The following is a 19,994-nucleotide window of genomic DNA, read 5'->3' on the forward strand; positions in this document are numbered from 1 at the left end:
CGGTTATCGTTACGGTAAAAAGCGGTAACCCACGCCGGTTTCCGTCAACAGATGACGCGGGCGTGCGGGATCAATTTCCAGCTTTTGCCGTAAATGGCCCATGTAGATGCGAAGATAATGGCTGTGTTCGACGTAGTTCGGTCCCCAGACGTGGCTAAGTAACTGACGCTGGGTGATCACTTTACCGCTGTTGGCCAGCAGTTCAGCCAGCAGACGGAATTCTGTCGGGGTGAGGTGCAAGTCTTCGCCATTGCGCAAGACACACCGGTTAATCAGATCGACCGTAATTTCAGAAAACGTGATAACAGGGCTTTCCTGATTGGTACTGGCATGGCGTCGCAGCGAAACCCGCACCCGTGCCAGTAACTCACCTACGCCAAAAGGCTTACTCAAAAAGTCATCGGCTCCAGCGTCCAGCGCAGCTATTTTGTCTTCTTCGCCAGTTCGCGCCGAGAGCACAATCACCGGAATGGCACTCCAGTGGCGCAGATCGCGGATATAGTCCAGCCCATCGCCGTCTGGCAGACCCAGATCGAGAATAATCAAATCCGGCTTGCGGGTTCCGGCTTCAATCAAACCCCGTTGCAGTGTGTCACTCTCATAAACGCGCCAGCCTTCGCCCTCCAATGCGGCGCGGACAAAACGACGGATCTCTTTTTCATCTTCAACAATCAGAATATGGGGGGGCGATGTAGTCACAGTTCCTCGTCAATCTCGTTGTCAAATTCTGGCGGCGTTTCCAGCGGTAATGAAAAATGAAAATGTGCGCCGCCGTCTGGCCCATTCTCGGCCCAGATGCGGCCGCCATGAACGTCAATAATGGCACGGCAAATGGCTAATCCCAAGCCCACGCCGGGAATAGCCGACTCTTTATTTCCTCGGGCGAACTTGTCGAATATCCGGTGTTCCTCGCCGTTGAACACGCCGGGGCCGTTATCCCAGATTTCGACGTTCAGCAACGCGCCCTCTGCTCTGGCACGGATGCCCAACGTTGCCTGCGCGCCCGCATATTTGTGGGCATTTTCCAGTAAGTTGATGAGCACGCGCTCTATCAGGCTGGCATCACAGTGAATCAGCGGCAAGTCAGCCGGTAGATCAATGTCGATATGATGTGAACTGAGGGTGGTTTCCAGCATGCGCAAGGCGCTGCCCGCGATCTCCTCCAGTGACTGCCACTCCTTGCGCAGATTGAATCCACCGGATTGGATCCGCGCCATGTCGAGCAGATTATTCACCAAACGGGTGGTACTTAAAACCTGCTGACGAATCTGATTGGCTTGCGGTGCATGGGGCGAACCTGCCGCTGCCAAATCCAGCGTGAGAATTTCCGCCTGGCCGAACAGCACCGTCAACGGTGTGCGCAAATCGTGCGATAACGCCGCCAGCAGTGAGTTGCGCAACTGCTCACGCTCGGCATCCAACCTGGCGCTTTCGGCACTGGCTGAAAGATGCAACCGCTCCAACGCATTGGCGATCAATACCGTAAAGGTCTGCAACAGGCGCTGCTGTTCTGGCACCATTAACTGACGGATATTGGCTGGTTCAATCACCAGTAAACCAAAGGTTTGCTGCTGTGTGGATAGTGGCAGCAGTTGATAGGGCACGCCGGGCAGCGTGTCGGTTCCCGCGCCAGCAGGTGCCTGTTTGTCAAAGCTCCAGCGGGCTATCGCTTCATCCACCATCATTCCCTCATCGCCGCTCGCTACCGATTGCAGACTGCCGTCCTCCTGTGGCAGCAGGATGGCTGTTTTGGCGTGGAAACTGGAGGAGAGGAAATGCCGGCTGGTGTGGGCGACATCATCGCGGCTCAACGCCTGACTCAAACCTTTCGAGAGCTCATAAAGATGTCGCGCACGCTGTTCGCGGTAGCGGGCTATACGCGCCTGATAACGCACACCTGCGGTCAGATTACCAATCAGAATCCCGACGATCAGCATGACGCCGAAGGTCACCAGATATTGCACATCAGTCACCGCCAGCGATCCTCTAGGCTGGACGAAGAACAGATCAAAGCTGGCGACGTTAAGGATGGCCGCCAGCACCGACGGCCAACGACCATAGAACAGGGCGACGATAACCACACCGAGCAGGAAAACCATCACCAGATTGGCCTGGTCAAAGCCTGGGATCAGCCACAGCGAGAGTAACGTCGTCAGTGCGCAGAGGCCAATGGCAACGGCACATCCGCGCAACTGCATCTTCCATTTCTCGGTGAAGGCGCGACCATCGGCTTCCCTCGGGGCAGGCGGTGGGGGATCGTTTTCGAGAGCCACGATCACCAAATCGATATCCGGCCCGAGATGTGCCAGACGATCGGCGAAACTGGTGCGCAATTTCCAGGGCCTTTCATGACGACGGCCAATCATCACTTTGCCCAGATTGTGTTCGCGGGCGTAGCGCAGAATGGCTCTTTCTTCATTCTGTTCAGACAGCGTCGCGGTTTCCGCCCCCAGATCCTGCGCCAGTTTCAAGGCCCGCAAAATGGCGCGACGCTGCTCTTCCGGCAGTCGGTGCAGGCGCGGTGTTTCAACATAAACGGCGTGCCAGACGCAGCCGAGGCGCGCTGCCAACCGGGCGGCAACGCGAACCAGTTTTTCGTTGCCGCTGCCGTGCCCGATGCAGAGCAAAATTGCGTCTCGGGTGTGCCAGACGCGCTCTCTGCCCTGAGTATCGCGAAAAGCACGCATCTGATCGTCAACGCGATCTGCTGTTCTCCTCAGCGCCAGTTCACGCAGGGCGATGAGATTTCCCTTGCGGAAAAAATGTTCGATGGCCCGCTCGGCCTGACCGGGAATATAGACTTTGCCCTCTTTTAACCGTTGGCGAAGATCGTCTGGCGGCAAATCGACCAGCACCACTTCACTGGCCTCGTCGAACATGTGATCGGGAAGGGTTTCACGCACACGAACACCGGTGACGCCGCCGACTACATCATTAAGGCTTTCCAGATGCTGCACATTTACGGTGGTGAGTACGTCGATCCCGGCATCCAGCAGCTCTTCCACATCCTGCCAGCGCTTGGGGTGCCGCGAACCGGCGGCATTGCTGTGCGCCAGTTCATCCATCAGGATTAACGCCGGATGCCGCGCGAGGGCGGCATCCAGATCAAACTCACGCACCTGGCGACCACGGTGCTGAATCCGTTTCAATGGCAGGAGAGGCAAACCCGTCAACAGGGCTTCGGTTTCCTGACGGCCATGGGTTTCGACCACCCCAATCAGCACGTCCAGCCCTTGTGCCCGCAGGCGTTGGGCTTCCTGCAACATGGCATAGGTTTTCCCTACCCCGGCGCAGGCACCAAAGAATACTTTTAACTGACCGCGCGGTTTTTCATTTGCCAGCGCCAGCAAGCTGTCCGGATCGGGACGTTGCTGTTCCTCATCCACCATGATTCATCCTTAAGGCTGTCAGGGCTGGCTTTCGTCGAGCGCCCGGTTCAGCAGCAGCACATTCACTACCGGCTCACCGAAGAAATCTGGCATCGGTTTGACGGTATTCTCATCAATCAATTTCTGCACCTGCGAGAGCGGAAGTCCACGCTGGCTGGCGATACGGGGTGCCTGCCACTGCGCCGCCTCAGGTGAAATCTGCGGGTCAAGACCGCTGCCCGACGCCGTGACCAAATCCACTGGCACCGTGGCGGAACTTTGCCCATTGGCAGCGCGAAGTGCCGCAATGCGCTCGGCGATCGCCTGATCCAACGCCGGGTTGGTGATAGCCAGATTACTGCCACCTGATGCTAACGCATTATAGGGCGTTCCGCTGGTGGCGGAAGGCCGGCCCCAAAAATAGTCTGGGCGGGTAAATTGCTGGCCGATCAGCGCCGAGCCGACGGGTTTGCCCGCCACAGAAATAATTGAACCCGCGGCTTTATTCGCGAACAGCAGTTGCGACAGGCCAGTGGTCAGCAACGGGTAGGCAATGCCGGTAATCAGCGTTAGCAGGATCATCAGCACCAGAGAGGGACGTATATAAGACATAGCAGATTTCCTTAACGTTAGCCGATACTTAACAGCGTGAGGATCACATCAATCAATTTGATTCCGGCAAAGGGCACCAGTAATCCCCCGAGACCGTAGATCCACAAATTACGACGCAACAGTGCCGCAGCGCTCATCGGCTTATAGCTCACACCTTGTAATGCGAGGGGGATCAGAAACACAATCACCAACGCATTGAAGATAACCGCAGACATAATGGCCGATGCCGGTGAATGCAGATGCATCACATTCAGCGCATTCAGTTGCGGATAGGTCGCCGCAAACGCTGCCGGAATGATGGCAAAATATTTGGCGACATCATTGGCGATACTGAACGTGGTCAGCGATCCCCGGGTCATCAGCATCTGTTTGCCAATGTGCACCACTTCAATAAGTTTGGTCGGATTTGAGTCGAGATCGACCATGTTCCCGGCTTCTTTGGCTGCCTGTGTTCCCGAGTTCATGGCGACTGCCACATCGGCCTGAGCCAGCGCCGGAGCATCATTGGTGCCGTCACCGGTCATGGCGACCAGGCGCCCTTCGCCCTGATACTGGCGGATCAGCGCCAGTTTGGCTTCCGGCGTGGCCTCGGCCAGAAAATCGTCCACCCCGGCTTCCGCAGCAATGGCGGCTGCGGTCAGACGGTTGTCGCCGGTGATCATCACCGTTTTGATACCCATTTTGCGCAGTTCGGCAAAACGCTCTTTGATCCCACCTTTCACAATATCTTTCAGTTCTACAACACCGAGCACTTTCACCCCATCAACCACTACCAGCGGGGTGCCGCCTTTTCGCGCCACGGTTTCCACCATTTCGTCAACGGCGCGTGGGAACTGGCCCTGATTGGATTCCACATGACGTTGAATTGCATCCACGGCACCTTTGCGGATACTGCGATCCTGCACATTTACACCGCTCATCCGGGTTTGTGCGGAGAAGGGCACGAACGTGGCGTTGAGCGAATGCAGATCGCGTTCGCGCAGATTGAAACGCTGCTTGGCCAGAACGACAATACTGCGGCCTTCCGGCGTTTCATCCGCCAGTGAAGAAAGCTGCGCGGCGTCCGCCAGTTCCTGTTCTGTTACACCCGGTACCGGTAAAAATTGTGACGCCTGACGGTTGCCGAGAGTGATCGTGCCGGTCTTGTCCAGCAGGAGCACATCAACATCCCCTGCGGCTTCAACGGCACGGCCACTGGTGGCAATCACGTTGGCTCCCAGCATCCGGCTCATCCCTGCCACACCAATGGCCGAGAGCAATCCGCCGATAGTGGTTGGGATCAGGCAAACCAGCAGCGCGACCAGCACGGTGATGGTCACCGGCGATCCGGCGTGGCTGGCTTGCACGCTGAAATAGGAAAACGGGTAAAGCGTCGCCGTTGCCAGTAAAAACACAATCGTCAGTGCAACCAACAAAATCGTCAGCGCCACTTCATTGGGGGTTTTGCGACGTTTGGCCCCTTCGACCATGGCGATCATGCGATCGAGAAAGGTTTCGCCCGGATTCACGCTGCACTGCACCACCAGCCAATCTGACAAGACGCGGGTGCCGCCAGTGACGGAGGAGAAGTCACCACCCGATTCGCGGATGACCGGCGCGGATTCACCGGTAATGGCACTTTCATCCACCGAGGCTCCGCCCTCCAACACTTCGCCGTCGCAGGGAACGGTATCCCCGGCTTCAATCAGTACCCAGTCGCCCTTGCGCAATGTATCGGCAGAGACTTTCTCTGTTTTTGCGTCATGTTTAGGGTCGGACAATTTTTTTGCCCAACTGGTTTTCTTCACACCTTTCAGGCTTTCTGCCTGTGCCTTGCTGCGTCCTTCGGCCAGCGCTTCGGCGAAGTTGGCGAATAACACCGTGAACCAGAGCCACAGTGAAACACCACCCGTAAAACCGGCATCACCATGAGTCTGACCGGCGAGGATCGCCAACCAGATCACCGTGGTCAAAATGCTGCCAAGATAAACCACAAACATCACCGGATTACGCCACTGGATGCGCGGATTCAGTTTTTTAACCGCATCCAGCAGGGCGATACGGACCAGTCGGGGTTCAAACAGTGCGCGTTGCTTGCGTGTCATACTCTTTCTCTCTCTCCACAGCATCAGTGAGCTAACCAGACTTGCAGATGTTCGGCGACCGGCCCCAGCGCCAGCGCCGGAATAAAGGTCAACGCACCCACCAGCAATACCGTGCCGACCAATAACCCGATGAACAGCGGGCCACTGGTTGGCAGGGTGCCATTTCCTGCTGACTGACGTTTCTTCGCTGCCAGCGAACCGGCGATAGCCATGACGGGAACGATCACACCAAAGCGCCCGACGAACATCGCTATCGCCAGCAGCATGTTGTAGAACGGCGTATTGACGCTGAGCCCACCAAAGGCGCTACCGTTGTTGTTGGCCGCCGAGGAGACGGCGTACAGCACTTCACTGAAACCATGTGCGCCAGGGTTAAGGATCCCCGCGCGGCCTGACTCGGTGGCTAGTGCCAACGCAGTACCCAGCAAGACCAGCGTCGGGGTGACCAAAATCGCCAGCGCCGTCATTTTCATGTCGAACACATCGATTTTTTTACCGAGATATTCTGGAGTGCGGCCAATCATCAGACCGGCAATGAATACCGTCAGCAACACGAACAGCAGCATGCCGTACAGACCAGAGCCCACGCCGCCGAACACCACTTCACCAATCTGCATCAGCCACATTGGCACCATGCCACCCATGGCGGTGAAAGAGTCGTGCATGGCGTTGACTGCACCGCACGAGGCGGCAGTAGTAATTACTGCAAACAGGCTGGTGGAGAGAATCCCGAAGCGTGACTCCTTGCCTTCCATATTGATGTTGCTGTCAGCACCCAAGGGCATCAGGTGCGGATTTCCCGCCTGTTCGGCGTACATCACCACCCCAACAGCGACGACAAAAATCAGCGTCATCGCCCAAAGCAGTGCATGCCCCTGACGGTCATCGCCCACAGCCTGACCGAACGAGAAACACAGGGCACAGGGGATCAGGAAGATCGCCAGCATCTGCACGAAGTTGCTGAGCGCCGTCGGGTTCTCAAAGGGATGCGCCGAGTTGGCGCCAAAGAAACCGCCCCCGTTGGTACCGAGCATTTTTATCGCTTCCTGCGATGCCACGGGCCCCATCGGCAGGATCTGTTCGCTGCCCTCAAGCGTGATCACATGTTGGTATGGCGCGAAGTTCTGCAATACGCCCTGACTGATCATCACCAACGCAATCACCAGCGCCAAAGGCACCAGCACATAGAGTGTGATGCGCAATAAATCTACCCAGGCGTTACCGACCGTACTGGACGAGCGGCGGGCGAAAGCACGAATCAGCGCAAACGCCACGGCGATCCCGGTCGCGGCAGACAGGAAATTCTGCACGCTCAAACCAACCATCTGGCTGAGATAGCTTAGGGTGTTTTCGCCGCTGTAGGCTTGCCAGTTGGTATTGGTGACAAAACTGACGGCGGTATTCATCGCCAGATCCCAACTCATACCTGGCATATGTTGCGGATTGAGCGGTAACGATCCCTGGGTCATCAACAGGACCATCAGCAAAATCAGGCCCAGCAGATTAAAGATGAGGATCGCCAGCGTGTATTGCCACCAGTTCATCTCCTCATTTTTTACCTGCGCACAACGCCAAACACCTTGCTCAAATTTTTGCAACGCAGGATAAGGCTCACCCTCAATCAGGCGCGCCAGAAAGCTGCCCAGCGGTTTTGCCAGTACCATCAATATCAGTAGATACGTCGCGATAAGCAGGAACCCGGATGCTGCCATTTAAAACTCCTCCGCATTCAGCAGGGCATAAACCAGATAGGCCAGCAGCAACAGAACCAGCAGCGCACTCAAAATAACGCTGAAACTCACGATCCACCTCCACAGGTGATTTTTTTGATAGCGCCAGAATAGGAAACGGCAGGAAAAGATAGTGATAAAAAAGCAGGGAGGGGTGTAAAGAAAGTATAAAAATAACCTTAATTTAACTATTGATAAGTTTGTTTTTAACTTTTATGTAACTCACTTACGGGGTTTTTAGGAATTCGTGCACTTTTTCGACGCTTATGTGGTCGGATGAGTAGTAAAATTACACAAAATGCGGTAAAGTTTTGCTCAGTTTCCGATTGGTTCTGCTCGGTGCACCCGATGCCATTGTGAAAATTTTATTGTTAAGACCTATTTTAAGGAGGATCTCAATGAACGTTTATACCGCTTTCCCCAGGCACCGGATTCTTCTGCGTCGCTGCGTTGCCATGATTGTGGGTGTACTGGCATTGCCAGTGATGTTATTCCGCAGCGATCGCGCGCGCTTTTACAGCTATTTACACCGTGTCTGGTCGAAAACCAGTGACAAACCGGTATGGCTTGCCCAATCAGAATTGGGTGCACAGGAATTTTATTGATCCCTGTTGCTGAATAAGAGTTCTGCCCGCATTAAAATGGAAAAACCCCGATCTGCTGATTGGGGTTTTTCATTTTTAGCTTTCAACCACAGACCGCCATCAACGGTGTAATGTCATCTACACTTTTAAGATGCCAAGCAATGTCAGGAGTTGCCAATGAGTGACCAAATTCCAGTGGGAATCAGTGCCTGTCTGCTCGGGGACAACGTGCGTTTTGATGGCGGCCATAAACGTCTGGCGTTTGCGGTTGAACAACTGGCACCGTATGTGCGTTTTGAAGCTGTTTGCCCGGAAATGGCGATTGGCTTACCGACGCCGAGACCCGCACTGCGTCTGGTAAAAGGAGCCGGTGAGGTGATGCTGCGCCATAGCAATGACGCCACGATCGACGTGACTCAGGCGATGCAGCAGTTCTCTGAAAAGAAAATCGCCGCTTTGAATCATCTGTGCGGTTACATCGTCTGCGCCAAATCGCCCAGTTGTGGCATGGAGCGGGTGAGGGTTTATAGCGAAAAAGGCGACAGTGCGCGCAAAAGTGGGGTTGGTCTGTTTACCGCAGAACTGCTCAGGCAAATGCCCTGGCTACCGGTGGAAGAGGATGGCCGCCTGACCGATCCCATGCTGCGTGAGAATTTTGTCGAGCGGGTATTCGCACTTTATGAACTCAATATGTTGTGGAAAAAAGGGCTGACCCGTGGCCGGTTGATGGCGTTTCACAGCCGTTATAAATTGTCGCTGCTGGCGCATTCGCAGCCTGAATACCGCGAATTGGGCCGTTTCGTGGCGGCGATGGATACCTGGGATTCCCTGGAGGATTTCGCGGTTGAATACCGCAGTCGTCTTATGACATTGCTGACCCATAAAACGACGCGCCGTAATCACACCAATGTGTTAATGCATGTGCAGGGGTATTTTCGTCGTCAACTCAGTTCCCCACAGCGCCAGGAATTGACACAACTGATCGACCGCTACCGGCAGGGTATTCAGCCGTTGCTGGCGCCCATCACGCTACTGAAGCATTACATGGCTGAATATCCGGACAGTTATCTGGCCGAACAGCGCTACTTTGAACCTTACCCGGAAGCGCTGCGCTTGCGTTATGGTCACTAGCTGCCCGCTGTCGTGCAGTAATCCCCAAGTATGAAGGGTATATAAGGATATTTTTATGACCACGCATCTGGTCTGGTTCCGAAACGATCTGCGAGTAACTGATAACCGTGCACTTTCCGCCGCCTGTGAGCAAATCGATGCTGATGTAAAAGCGGTATTTATCGCCACACCTCAGCAATGGCAGGCTCACGGGATGGCACCGCGTCAGGCGGCTTTTATCTATCAGAACTTGCAGGCATTACAGTCGGCGCTGGCGGAACGGGGTATAGAACTCCATTACCATCAGTGTGACGACTTCGGACAAAGCGTCGACTGGTTGGCTGATTTTTGTCAGCAACAGCAGGTCGATCGCCTTTTCTATAATCGCCAGTATGAAATTAATGAGCGTCTGCGTGATGATGCGCTTGAAAAGGCCCTCACAGGGCAGGTGATTTGCCAGAGTTTTGATGACAGCTTGCTGCTACCGCCGGGGAGTGTAAGAACCGGCAGCGGTGAGATGTACAAAGTCTATACGCCATTTCGCAAGGCGTTCTTGCAGCGATTGACGGAGTCAGACAGCCGTTCGCTTCCCGCCCCGAGAAAGCGTTCTGCACAGGGCGTCACCCGGTATCCGCTGACGCCTTTTGCTATGCCGCAGGCTACGGTTGACGAAATGTTCCCGGCGGGTGAGGAGGCTGCCTTGGCGCAATTGCGCAGCTTCTGCCGCGAGCGGGTGCAGGATTATCTGACGCAACGCGATCTCCCCGCCATTGATGGCACCAGCAAGATTTCGCCTTATCTGGCGGTGGGCGTGCTTTCTCCCCGGCAGTGTTTCAATCGCCTGCGCACCGAGTGCCCAGACGTGTTGGACAAAAGCGACGGCGGCGCATTCGGTTGGCTCAATGAATTGATATGGCGCGAGTTTTATCGCCACCTATTGGTCGCCTGGCCACGTTTGTGCAAACACCAGCCGTTCGTTGACTGGACGCAAAATGTTCGCTGGCGTGATATTCCCGGTGCGTTGCACGCGTGGCAGGAAGGGAAAACCGGCTATCCGATTGTTGATGCAGCTATGCGTCAACTGAATAAAACTGGTTGGATGCATAATCGGCTGCGCATGATTGTGGCCAGTTTTTTGGTAAAAGATCTGCTTATCGACTGGCGAGCGGGTGAGCGGTATTTCATGGCGCAATTGCTGGATGGCGATCTGGCGGCGAATAATGGTGGCTGGCAGTGGGCGGCGTCCACGGGCACTGACGCGGCACCGTATTTCCGCATTTTCAATCCTACCACGCAAGGCGAGCGGTTCGATCCGCAGGGACGTTTTATCCGCCAATGGTTGCCGGAACTGGCCGATGTACCAGAAAGTGACATTCATCAACCCCATAGGTGGGCGGAGCGCCAGCAGCGCGTGCTAGACTATCCCTCCCCGCTGGTGGATCACTCGCAGGCGCGTAAAGAAACATTGGCAGCATTTGAGGCGGCAAAAAGCCACGCTCACTCTGCATTCGGCGAGGGATAAATGGTTTTACAGCAAGGAGCTGGGTAATGATTAAGAATGTTCTGGCGTTATTACTGGCCGGTTACTCAGCAGTGAGCTGGGCCGGATTTGATGTGGTTGCTCTCGGCGTCAATGGTGGCGTGGTCGAAGGGAATCTGACGTCATATCTGATTCGCAGCGATGAGGATACCCGCTATGTGGCGCTGGATGCAGGCTCGGTGCTGCCCGGTATCGCCAAGGGGTTGGAGAAGGGCAGTTTCCCTCAGGTGACTGAACAGGTGGCTGCACCCTGGACGCAGCAGGGGTACATTTTCCGTGAGCTGATTTCCACCTATTTTATCAGCCACGCGCATCTGGATCATTTGGCGGGGTTGGTTATCGCCTCCACGGAAGACAGCAAGAAAACGATCTACACCACCGAAGATGCGGTGGGTACGCTGAGAGCGCACTATTTTAACTGGAAAACCTGGCCCAATTTCAGTGATTCTGGCAATGGCACGCGGCTTGGCACCTATCGCCTCAACGCTCCCCGGCCTGGGCAAAGCTTTACGCTGGGGGTCACCCGTCTGCGGGCGACGGTCTATCCTCTCAGCCACGACAGCTCTTCCTCTGCGATGTTGCTGATCAATCAGGGCAATGAATATTTCGCCTACTTCGGAGATACCGGCCCGGACGCGGTTGAAAAGTCTAAAAATCTTGACGCTATCTGGCGAGCGCTGGGACCGTTGATTGAGAAAAAACAATTGAAGGGCATGATTATAGAAACTTCTTATCCCGACGGTGTGGCCGATAATCAACTCTATGGTCATCTGACACCCACATGGTTATTGAAGGAATTGAAAAATCTGGAAAAATACAGCGGTGGGGAGACGTCGCTGAACGCGCTGCCGATAGTGATCAGCCATATCAAGCCGTCGTTGAAAGCCGGTGTTGATGCCCATGCGCTGGTAGAAAAACAGCTGAATGAAGGCAATCAGTTGGGTGTTAAATTTATCTTTATGCAACAGGGTGATCGCCAGCAATTTTGATGGCGAAGGCTGATGAATTTACTGAACAGAAAATTTTTATTATGGGAACAACGTCATGCTGAATCTTGAACTGGAAAACCTGATTAATCAGAAATTGAGCGTCGGCGACTTTCAGGACTATGCGCCGAACGGTTTACAGGTTGAAGGTCGTCAGCAAGTGCAGCGCATTGTGACGGGTGTGACGGCGTGTCAGGCTTTATTGGATGCGGCTGTTGAGCATCAGGCCGATGCCATTGTGGTTCATCACGGATATTTCTGGAAGAGTGAACCTGCCGCGGTGCGTGGTATGAAACGCAATCGGTTGAAAACTCTGTTGTGTAATGACATCAATCTGTATGGCTACCATCTGCCGCTGGATGCGCATCCGGTTTTGGGAAATAACGCGCAACTGGCGCAGAAACTATCCATTGATGTTCAAGGGGAAGTGATGCCGCTGGTGCCCTTTGGCATGTTGGATACACCGCTCAGTGGCGATCAATTGCGTGAACGTATTGAAACCCGATTAGGTCGTGCGGTGTTGCATAGCAGCATCGGTGCGCCTGCGCAGATTCGCCGGGTCGCCTGGTGTACCGGCGGTGGACAGGGTTTTATCGAGCAGGCAGCGGAATTTGGCGTCGATGCATTCATTAGTGGGGAAGTCTCAGAACAGACCATCCATATCGCCCGCGAGATGGGACTGCACTTTTTTGCTGCCGGACACCATGCGACTGAACGCTATGGCGTAAAAGCGCTCGGTGAATGGCTCTCCACCGAGCATCGTCTTGATGTGATGTTTATTGATATCGACAATCCTGCATAAAAGCCGTTAACGCGGTGGCTTGGCGGCGGGAATGTTTTCGTCGCCAGCGTTCTCATCTTTCATAATCTCAAACGCCCGTTGCAAACCCGTATCGATCTGCGGATCCGCACCCTGCGGTGGGAACTTGCTGGGCTGCTCTTCATTCATGGCTGCCGCCGCATGACTCTCCATGGCCTGCGCCTCTTGCTCTTCAGACAATTCAGGTGCGGGCATTTTGTCATGGATCATTTGTTCGTCAAAGGTCGGGTTCAGCGCGGGTGATAGCGGCGAACTCACCAGACTGTCCGGCATGGCAATGTGTGGCAACGGTGCATCAATGGCCAATTGCGGTTCGGCTTCTTCGGCACGGGTGCGGCTCAACGCGACAATCAGCGCGCCACAGATCGCGAAGAACGCGTAAAGGATATTTCCACCGAGCGGTTGTATCAGCGCGCCTACTGCCAATGGGCCGATACAGGCCCCGACGCCGAATGCCATCAACAAACAGGCCGACAATGAAACTCGCCTCTCGGGCTCGATCATGTCATTGGCGAGCGCCACCACCAGGGGATAGAGCGTGAACTGCATCAGGCTGACGACGAAACCAATTCCCAGCAGCAGCGGAAATGAGATATGTGGCAACAGGGCCAGGGGCAAGGCCGTTACGGTCAGCAATAACGCATTAATCTGCATCAGTCGGTTACGGTTATAGCGGTCAGAAAGCCAACTCAGGGGGAATTGCGCCAACAGCCCGGCAAAAATAGCCAGTGCCATGAACAGACCGGTTTGCTGGGTAGTGAATTCCTGTTGGCTGGTATAGACCGGTGCCATGCCGTAAAAAGATCCCACAACCATACCAATGACCAGCGTGATGCCCAGGATCTTGGGGATCGCATTGATGAAGAATTTCAGCTCCATGGGAGCAGGCGACATATGCCCGGCGTTGGTGCGGGTAGTGAGAGCGATGGGCACCAGACACAGCGCAAAGCAGGTGGCGATGAGTATTAACGTATTAATGCCCAATCCGTCTTGTAAAATCAGAACAATCTGACCCAGTGACATCCCCAGATAGGATGCAACCATATAAAATCCAAATACCACCCCGCGCTGATTGGGTTTTGATTGGTCATTCAACCAGCTTTCGAGCACCATGTACTGGCACATCATGCACAGGCCAATAATCAATCGCAGTATCACCCAGACGGAGATGAGTTCGGTCAGACCATGGCCGAGGACGGCAGCCGTGATGATGCCAGAGCAGGATACATAGGCGCGGATATGACCAACGCGGGCAATCAGGAAATGGCCAATCTTACCGCCGATCACCAACCCGATGTAGTTGGCCGCAATGATGGCTCCGATCATGGCACCAGTGACGTTATTGGCGTTTAATCGAAGGGAAATGTAGGTGGTGAGCAGACCGGAGCCCAGCAACATCAGTAAGGTGGTAGTGTAGAGTGGAAAGAATACACCAAGAGTCTTTTTCACTGCCTCTCCCTGAGTGGATGATTCACTGAATCATAATGCCAATGACATTGATACTAGCAGTTGAGGTCTGGAGGGGAAACCTTACGAGGCGTAAGGGCGAGAGTCAGTATGGGGCAGCAAGTTGACATTGCTGTATTAATTCGCGCATAACTACTCGAATTATTTAGGATAAAGCTGCGGTCAGTGACTCGGCCCAGCCATGGGTCCCACGTCGATGGAGCCGTTGCCTGCTGCCTCGCTGCATCTCCAGGTACTTGGGTATATAATTAATATTCTGAATATGAGGAATAAAAAGTGCAACGAGCACGATGTTACCTGTTAGGGGAAAGTGCAGTGGTGCTTGAACTGGAACCTCCGGTTACGCTGGAAAGTCAGCAGCGAATTTGGGGTCTGACCGCTCGCCTGAAAGATTATCCAGAAGTACGAGAAGCCATTCCTGGCATGAATAATCTGACCATAATACTCAACAATCCTCAGTCGGCGATTCTGGATGCCATTGAGCATTTGCAGAAATGGTGGGAAGAGAGTGAATCCCTCATTCTGGAATCACGCAATGTCGATATCCCCGTGGTGTATGGCGGAGTCAAGGGGCCGGATTTGGACGTCGTTGCCCAACACTGCGGCCTCACAGGGAAACAGGTGGTTGAGAGCCACGCCTCTGCTGATTATGTTGTCTATTTCCTCGGGTTTCAGCCGGGCTTCCCCTATCTGGGCGGCATGCCTGAAATCCTGTCCACACCACGTCGCGGCGATCCCCGACTGCGGGTTCCTGCCGGTTCTGTCGGCATCGCGGGGGCGCAAACGGGCATCTATCCATTGACAACGCCCGGCGGCTGGCAAGTCATCGGCCACACCTCTTCCGTGTTGTTTGATCCGCGCCGCGCGTCGCCAACGCTGCTGCGTCCGGGCGATCACGTGCGCTTTATCCCGCAGAAGGAGGGTGTATGCTGAAAATCATTCGCGCAGGCATCCATACGACGGTGCAGGATGAAGGGCGTTCCGGCTACCGCTCACTCGGCGTCAGCCAGAGCGGTGCTCTTGACCTCCCTGCACTGAAAATGGCCAATATGCTGGTTGCCAACGATGAAGGTGCCGCTGCACTGGAAATAACGCTCGGGCAGTTTGTCGCGACCTTTACCCAATCGGCATGGATTGCCCTCACCGGTACTGGCTGCGACGCGGAGCTGGACGGCAAACGCCTGTGGACCGGCTGGCGTTATCCCGTCAAGGCCGGTCAGCAATTGAAATTGAAAACGCCAAAACGGGGAATGCGTAGCTATCTGGCGATTTCGGGCGGCATTAAAGTCCCTGAAGTGTTGGGTTCGTACAGTACCGATCTCAAGGCGCATTTTGGTGGCTTTGAGGGGCGGCCCTTGAGAGATGGTGATGTGTTATCCATCGGCAAGGCGAGTCGGCTGCCGCGTCAATCGTCGGGTGTGAAACAATTGCTGTTCGGAAACCGTATACGTGCTTTGCCAGGACCCGAGTATCAGGAATTTATCCAGGAGTCGCGGGATACTTTCTGGAAAACGCCGTGGCATATCAGCCCACAAAGTAATCGTATGGGATACCGCTTGTTGGGCACGGCACTGCAACGATCCACGACGCGGGATATGTTGTCACATGGATTATTGCCGGGCGTGGTGCAGGTGCCAGGCAATGGTCAGCCGATTGTATTGCTGGCTGATGCACAGACTACGGGCGGATACCCACGCATTGCCTGCGTGATCGAAGCCGATCTCTATAATTTGGCGCAAATTCGTCTTGGCGAGCCGGTGCACTTTATCAAGTGCACCCTCGAAGAGGCACAGCATGCCAAACTTGAGCAGGATCGTTTTCTGTCACAGGTTGCCCGGGGGTTGGATGATCGTTGATCTCAACGCCGATCTGGGGGAGGGCGGTCACCATGACCAGGCACTTTTGCAACTCGTCAGTTCGGCGAACATTGCCTGCGGTTTCCATGCGGGTGATGCCCAGACGATGCGCCAGTCGGTTATCTGGGCCAGGCAATACGGTGTCGCCATTGGCGCACATCCGAGCTTTCCCGATCGGCAAAACTTTGGCCGCACAGCGATGCAATTGCCGCCTGAAACAGTTTTTGCCCAGGTGGTCTATCAGTTGGGTGCGTTGGCTGCCATTGCACACGCCGAAGGGGCGGAAATGGTGCATGTCAAACCGCACGGCATGCTGTACAACCAGGCGGCAAAGGATGCGGTACTGGCTGATGCGATTGCCCGTGCGGTGCTGGCCGTCAATCCGCGTTTACGATTGGTCGGGCTGGCCGGGAGTGAACTGATCCTTGCAGGACGGCGCTACGGACTGGCGACGCGTCAGGAGGTATTTGCCGATCGCCGCTATCTGGCTGACGGCACGCTGGTGCCGCGCAGTGATCCAGATGCGTTGATTGAAACCGCACAACTGGCACTGGCACAAACGCTGGATATGGTATTGCGTCATCAGGTGAAAACCCGTGAAGGGTCGTTTACCGCAGTGAAAGCCGATACGATTTGTTTGCATGGTGACGGAGAGCATGCGCTGGCGTTTGCCAGTCGGCTACGTGAAAGTTTTAAGCAGCAGAATATTATCGTCAGCGCGAACTGAATTCACGCCTGCCTCCCGCGTCGAGGATAGGGTTGATTTATTTAAGGAGTTTTGATGCAAACTGTATTGGTTACTGGTTTTGAGCCTTTTGTTGGCGAACGTATCAATTCTTCCTGGGAAGTAGTAAAGCAACTCAATGATTTGCAATTGGGGCGTATTAGGATTGTCGCGCGTCAGCTTCCCTGCGTTTTCTATCGCTCACTTGAACAGCTCAATGCCGCGATTGATGAACTGAACCCCGTATTGATTCTGGCGGTGGGGCAGGCCGGGGGGCGTACGGATATCAGCCTTGAGCGGGTGGCGATTAATAATGATGATGCGCAAACCCCCGATAGCGAAGGCAATCAACCGATTGATCTACCGATTATTGCTGGCGCTCCGGCTGCTTACTTTACCCGTTTGCCGGTGAAGGCGATGATCTCAGGATTGCGTGATGCCGGGATCCCGGTTTCTGTATCACAAACTGCTGGAACCTCTGTGGGCAATCACCTGATGTACGGATTATTGCATCGGCTGGCGCAAGCAGAGATGAGCGCGGTAAAAGGCGGGTTTATTCATATTCCCTATCTCCCGGAACAGGCAGCAGAACATCCTGGCAGTCCAAGTATGTGTACGCACACTGTCCTGACTGCTCTGGAGTTGGCGATCGCGATCGCGATGAACACTGACCCGGATCTGACGGGCAGCGCGGATGCCACGCACTGATCGCAATGTATTCGATGGATGGTTCAAGCAATAAAGTAGGTAAATGAGATGCCTGAAGGACCCGAGATCCGCCGTGCGGCAGACAAATTGGTCGATGCCGTGGTGGGAACGCCGTTGACCCGGGTTTGGTTTGCATTCCTGGAGTTACAACATTATCAGGCGCAATTGGTTGGCTCGACGATCGAGTCGATTGATACCCGCGGTAAAGCCTTGCTGACCCATTTCTCCTGTGGGTTGAGTATGTATAGCCATAACCAACTGTATGGCGTCTGGCGAGTCGTTGAGGCGGGTGCAGAACCCGACAGTAAACGCTCACTGCGAGTCAGGCTGGAGACGCAAGAGCGCGCCATTTTGCTTTACAGCGCCTCAGACATTGAGATCTGGCCGAGTGGGACGATCGCGGAACATCCCTTTTTACAACGGATTGGCCCCGATGTGTTGGATGAAAATCTGACGGTGACAGAGGTGAAAGCGCGCTTGTTGTCGCCGCGTTTTTATCGTCGGCAACTTTCGGGGATGTTGCTCGACCAGGCATTTCTGGCAGGATTGGGTAACTATCTGCGGGCGGAAATATTGTGGCAGGCCAAACTGGCTCCTCAGCATAAGCCACAGGATCTCGATCCGCTTAAGTTGGAGGTGCTGGCAAACGCATTGCTGGATGTTGCGCGTCTGTCTTACTCAACGCGAGGCGTGGTGAATGAAAATCACCATCACGGTGCGCTGTTCCGTTTCAAGGTTTTTGGTCGGACTGGTTTACCCTGTGAACGCTGCGGGGAGCCGATTGTTAAAACGTCACTTTCATCCCGTCCGTTCTTCTGGTGCCCGTGCTGCCAGATTTAGCCGTAAAAAAAACCGGAGCCTGGGCTCCGGTTTGCTTTTCAACAGGCTGAAACGGTTACTCTCTGTCCAGCTTTGAAGTGAAGTCACGCTTGTCATAGCCCGTATAAAGCTGGCGTGGACGAGCGATCTTGATGCCATCGGCATGCATTTCGTTCCAGTGGGCAATCCAGCCTACGGTACGTGCCATCGCAAAAATCACGGTGAACATCGTAGATGGAATACCCATTGCTTTCAAAATGATACCGGAATAGAAATCAACGTTCGGATAGAGTTTCTTCTCGATGAAGTACGGGTCGTTCAGGGCAATATGCTCAAGCTCCATCGCGACTTCCAGCAGATCGTCTTTCATGCCCAGTTCTTTCAGCACTTCATGACAGGTATCACGCATGACAGTGGCGCGCGGGTCATAGTTTTTATAAACACGGTGACCGAAGCCCATCAGGCGGAAAGCGTCATTCTTGTCTTTGGCACGGCGGATAAATTCCGGAATGTGTTCAACAGAACTGATTTCCTCAAGCATTTTCAGGCAGGCTTCATTGGCACCACCGTGAGCCGGTCCCCACAGCGAGGCAATGCCTGCCGCGATACAGGCGAACGGGTTGGCACCCGAAGAGCCTGCGGTACGCACGGTTGATGTCGATGCGTTCTGCTCATGATCGGCGTGCAGGATCAGAATACGATCCATGGCGCGTTCCAGAATCGGATTCACCACATATTCTTCACATGGGGTAGAGAACATCATATGCAGGAAGTTGCCCGCATAGGAGAGGTCATTGCGTGGGTAAACAAAGGGTTGACCCAATGAATACTTGTAACACATCGCTGCCACTGTCGGCATTTTGGATAGCAGGCGGTACGCGGCGATTTCACGATGACGCTCAATGTTCACATCCAATGAGTCGTGATAGAAGGCAGCCAGTGCGCCAGTAACACCACACAGAACCGCCATAGGGTGCGAATCACGGCGGAAACCGTGGAACAGACGGGTAATCTGTTCGTGGATCATGGTGTGACGGGTAACAATCTGCTTGAAGTTTTCGTACTCTTCTTTGGTAGGTGCTTCACCGTAAAGAAGAATATAACTGACCTCCAGGAAAGTGGAGTGTTCGGCCAGTTGGTCGATGGGGAAACCACGGTGCAGCAACACACCTTCGTCGCCATCAATGTAGGTAATTTTGGATTCGCAGGATGCGGTAGAGGTAAAGCCCGGGTCGAACGTGAACAAGCCTTTTGAGCCAAGACTACGGATATCAACTTCGTCCTGGCCAAGCGTGCCTGATAGCACGTCCAGTTCAATCGATGTTCCGTCCTCTAGGGATAGCGTCGCTTTCTTGTCAGCCATTTTACAGTCTCCTTAGCGCCTTATTATAAAAACCTGTAACAACCGAAATGCCGGTGGATGCCAAATGGGCGCTCGCCGTACTGTGCCAGCCTGGACTCTGTTTTGGGGAAAAAGGGTACAGAGCGCATATCATGTGTAACAAATGGGCCATGATAAACAAGCGGCGTTTCTAAGTTGCCGTCAATTCAATGTTGTTAACGATTCAATAGATCATTTGTATTCT

General features: G+C 54.3%; 18 protein-coding genes. 10 read left to right on the forward strand and 8 right to left on the reverse strand.

The window, feature by feature from the left end; translation table 11 throughout:
- Nucleotides 1-9: 9 nt before the first annotated feature.
- From kdpE to kdpF, 6 genes are read right to left on the reverse strand one after another with little or no spacing between them, the layout of a single operon-like run.
- Nucleotides 10-699: a two-component system response regulator KdpE gene (gene kdpE, locus DRI82_RS01750; RefSeq protein WP_114191771.1), complete on the reverse strand. Its 690-nt coding sequence runs from the start codon at nt 697-699 to the stop codon at nt 10-12.
- Nucleotides 696-3,389 carry a two-component system sensor histidine kinase KdpD gene (kdpD, locus tag DRI82_RS01755; protein WP_114191772.1) on the reverse strand — a complete coding sequence of 898 codons (2,694 nt, stop codon included), beginning with the start codon at nt 3,387-3,389 and terminating at the stop codon, nt 696-698. Before kdpD ends, kdpE begins: the two co-directional genes overlap by 4 nt.
- A gap of 18 nt (nt 3,390-3,407) precedes the next feature.
- Nucleotides 3,408-3,980 carry a potassium-transporting ATPase subunit KdpC gene (gene kdpC / locus DRI82_RS01760; RefSeq protein WP_114191773.1) on the reverse strand — a complete coding sequence of 191 codons (573 nt, stop codon included), beginning with the start codon at nt 3,978-3,980 and terminating at the stop codon, nt 3,408-3,410.
- 17 nt (nt 3,981-3,997) lie between these two features.
- Nucleotides 3,998-6,064 (reverse strand): potassium-transporting ATPase subunit KdpB, encoded by a 2,067-nt coding sequence (gene kdpB / locus DRI82_RS01765; protein ID WP_114191774.1) that lies wholly within the window; start codon nt 6,062-6,064, stop codon nt 3,998-4,000.
- Between the two features lie 23 nt (nt 6,065-6,087).
- Entirely contained in the window at nt 6,088-7,776 is a 1,689-nt protein-coding gene (kdpA, locus tag DRI82_RS01770) for a potassium-transporting ATPase subunit KdpA (protein ID WP_114191775.1), read from the reverse strand.
- Nucleotides 7,777-7,866, reverse strand: a complete 90-nt coding sequence (gene kdpF / locus DRI82_RS01775; RefSeq protein ID WP_114191776.1) for a K(+)-transporting ATPase subunit F — start codon at nt 7,864-7,866, stop codon at nt 7,777-7,779.
- A 326-nt stretch (nt 7,867-8,192) separates the two neighbouring features.
- Between kdpF and DRI82_RS01780 the strand changes: the two genes are divergently transcribed.
- The 5 genes from DRI82_RS01780 to DRI82_RS01800 all read left to right on the forward strand — a co-directional run bounded on the left by DRI82_RS01780 (nt 8,193) and on the right by DRI82_RS01800 (nt 12,816).
- Complete coding sequence (locus DRI82_RS01780) at nt 8,193-8,399, forward strand: YbfA family protein (RefSeq protein WP_114191777.1); 207 nt, start codon at nt 8,193-8,195, stop codon at nt 8,397-8,399.
- A gap of 156 nt (nt 8,400-8,555) precedes the next feature.
- Nucleotides 8,556-9,509, forward strand: coding sequence for a YbgA family protein (locus tag DRI82_RS01785; RefSeq protein ID WP_114191778.1), 954 nt, complete (start codon nt 8,556-8,558; stop codon nt 9,507-9,509).
- Nucleotides 9,510-9,564: 55 nt separating this feature from the next.
- Entirely contained in the window at nt 9,565-11,010 is a 1,446-nt protein-coding gene (gene phrB, locus DRI82_RS01790) for a deoxyribodipyrimidine photo-lyase (protein WP_114191779.1), read from the forward strand.
- A 26-nt stretch (nt 11,011-11,036) separates the two neighbouring features.
- Nucleotides 11,037-12,017 carry an MBL fold metallo-hydrolase gene (locus DRI82_RS01795; protein WP_114191780.1) on the forward strand — a complete coding sequence of 327 codons (981 nt, stop codon included), beginning with the start codon at nt 11,037-11,039 and terminating at the stop codon, nt 12,015-12,017.
- Nucleotides 12,018-12,072: 55 nt separating this feature from the next.
- Nucleotides 12,073-12,816, forward strand: a complete 744-nt coding sequence (locus DRI82_RS01800) for a type 2 GTP cyclohydrolase I (RefSeq protein WP_114191781.1) — start codon at nt 12,073-12,075, stop codon at nt 12,814-12,816.
- 6 nt (nt 12,817-12,822) lie between these two features.
- Here the strand turns inward: DRI82_RS01800 and DRI82_RS01805 are convergent, their stop codons facing one another.
- The gene (locus tag DRI82_RS01805; protein ID WP_114191782.1) at nt 12,823-14,283 is read right to left on the reverse strand and encodes an MFS transporter; all 1,461 of its coding nucleotides are present in this window, start codon (nt 14,281-14,283) and stop codon (nt 12,823-12,825) included.
- Between the two features lie 294 nt (nt 14,284-14,577).
- Here DRI82_RS01805 and pxpB point away from each other — a divergent pair, with 294 nt between their 5' ends.
- From pxpB to nei, 5 genes are read left to right on the forward strand one after another with little or no spacing between them, the layout of a single operon-like run.
- Nucleotides 14,578-15,234 carry a 5-oxoprolinase subunit PxpB gene (pxpB, locus tag DRI82_RS01810; RefSeq protein WP_114191783.1) on the forward strand — a complete coding sequence of 219 codons (657 nt, stop codon included), beginning with the start codon at nt 14,578-14,580 and terminating at the stop codon, nt 15,232-15,234.
- The gene (pxpC, locus tag DRI82_RS01815; RefSeq protein ID WP_114191784.1) at nt 15,228-16,157 is read left to right on the forward strand and encodes a 5-oxoprolinase subunit PxpC; all 930 of its coding nucleotides are present in this window, start codon (nt 15,228-15,230) and stop codon (nt 16,155-16,157) included. Before pxpB ends, pxpC begins: the two co-directional genes overlap by 7 nt.
- Nucleotides 16,147-16,884 (forward strand): 5-oxoprolinase subunit PxpA, encoded by a 738-nt coding sequence (gene pxpA, locus DRI82_RS01820; RefSeq protein WP_114191785.1) that lies wholly within the window; start codon nt 16,147-16,149, stop codon nt 16,882-16,884. The genes pxpC and pxpA overlap by 11 nt, the downstream gene beginning before the upstream one ends.
- A gap of 54 nt (nt 16,885-16,938) precedes the next feature.
- Entirely contained in the window at nt 16,939-17,589 is a 651-nt protein-coding gene (gene pcp, locus DRI82_RS01825; RefSeq protein WP_114191786.1) for a pyroglutamyl-peptidase I, read from the forward strand.
- Between the two features lie 48 nt (nt 17,590-17,637).
- The gene (gene nei, locus DRI82_RS01830; RefSeq protein WP_114191787.1) at nt 17,638-18,429 is read left to right on the forward strand and encodes an endonuclease VIII; all 792 of its coding nucleotides are present in this window, start codon (nt 17,638-17,640) and stop codon (nt 18,427-18,429) included.
- Nucleotides 18,430-18,484: 55 nt separating this feature from the next.
- On the opposite strand, the gene DRI82_RS01835 is transcribed toward nei, so the two are convergent.
- The gene (locus DRI82_RS01835; protein ID WP_114191788.1) at nt 18,485-19,771 is read right to left on the reverse strand and encodes a citrate synthase; all 1,287 of its coding nucleotides are present in this window, start codon (nt 19,769-19,771) and stop codon (nt 18,485-18,487) included.
- Nucleotides 19,772-19,994: the final 223 nt, after the last annotated feature.

Origin of the sequence: Edaphovirga cremea (assembly GCF_003332275.1) — a bacterium.
Lineage (GTDB): Bacteria > Pseudomonadota > Gammaproteobacteria > Enterobacterales > Enterobacteriaceae > Edaphovirga > Edaphovirga cremea.

Coding starts and splice junctions, on each gene's coding strand:
- kdpD (WP_114191772.1), bottom strand. CDS start 3,389: ATGGTGGATGAGGAACAGCAACGTCCCGATCCGGACAGCTTGCTGGCG.
- kdpC (WP_114191773.1), bottom strand. CDS start 3,980: ATGTCTTATATACGTCCCTCTCTGGTGCTGATGATCCTGCTAACGCTG.
- kdpB (WP_114191774.1), bottom strand. CDS start 6,064: ATGACACGCAAGCAACGCGCACTGTTTGAACCCCGACTGGTCCGTATC.
- kdpA (WP_114191775.1), bottom strand. CDS start 7,776: ATGGCAGCATCCGGGTTCCTGCTTATCGCGACGTATCTACTGATATTG.
- DRI82_RS01780 (WP_114191777.1), top strand. CDS start 8,193: ATGAACGTTTATACCGCTTTCCCCAGGCACCGGATTCTTCTGCGTCGC.
- DRI82_RS01785 (WP_114191778.1), top strand. CDS start 8,556: ATGAGTGACCAAATTCCAGTGGGAATCAGTGCCTGTCTGCTCGGGGAC.
- phrB (WP_114191779.1), top strand. CDS start 9,565: ATGACCACGCATCTGGTCTGGTTCCGAAACGATCTGCGAGTAACTGAT.
- DRI82_RS01795 (WP_114191780.1), top strand. CDS start 11,037: ATGATTAAGAATGTTCTGGCGTTATTACTGGCCGGTTACTCAGCAGTG.
- DRI82_RS01800 (WP_114191781.1), top strand. CDS start 12,073: ATGCTGAATCTTGAACTGGAAAACCTGATTAATCAGAAATTGAGCGTC.
- pxpC (WP_114191784.1), top strand. CDS start 15,228: ATGCTGAAAATCATTCGCGCAGGCATCCATACGACGGTGCAGGATGAA.
- pxpA (WP_114191785.1), top strand. CDS start 16,147: ATGATCGTTGATCTCAACGCCGATCTGGGGGAGGGCGGTCACCATGAC.
- pcp (WP_114191786.1), top strand. CDS start 16,939: ATGCAAACTGTATTGGTTACTGGTTTTGAGCCTTTTGTTGGCGAACGT.
- nei (WP_114191787.1), top strand. CDS start 17,638: ATGCCTGAAGGACCCGAGATCCGCCGTGCGGCAGACAAATTGGTCGAT.
- DRI82_RS01835 (WP_114191788.1), bottom strand. CDS start 19,771: ATGGCTGACAAGAAAGCGACGCTATCCCTAGAGGACGGAACATCGATT.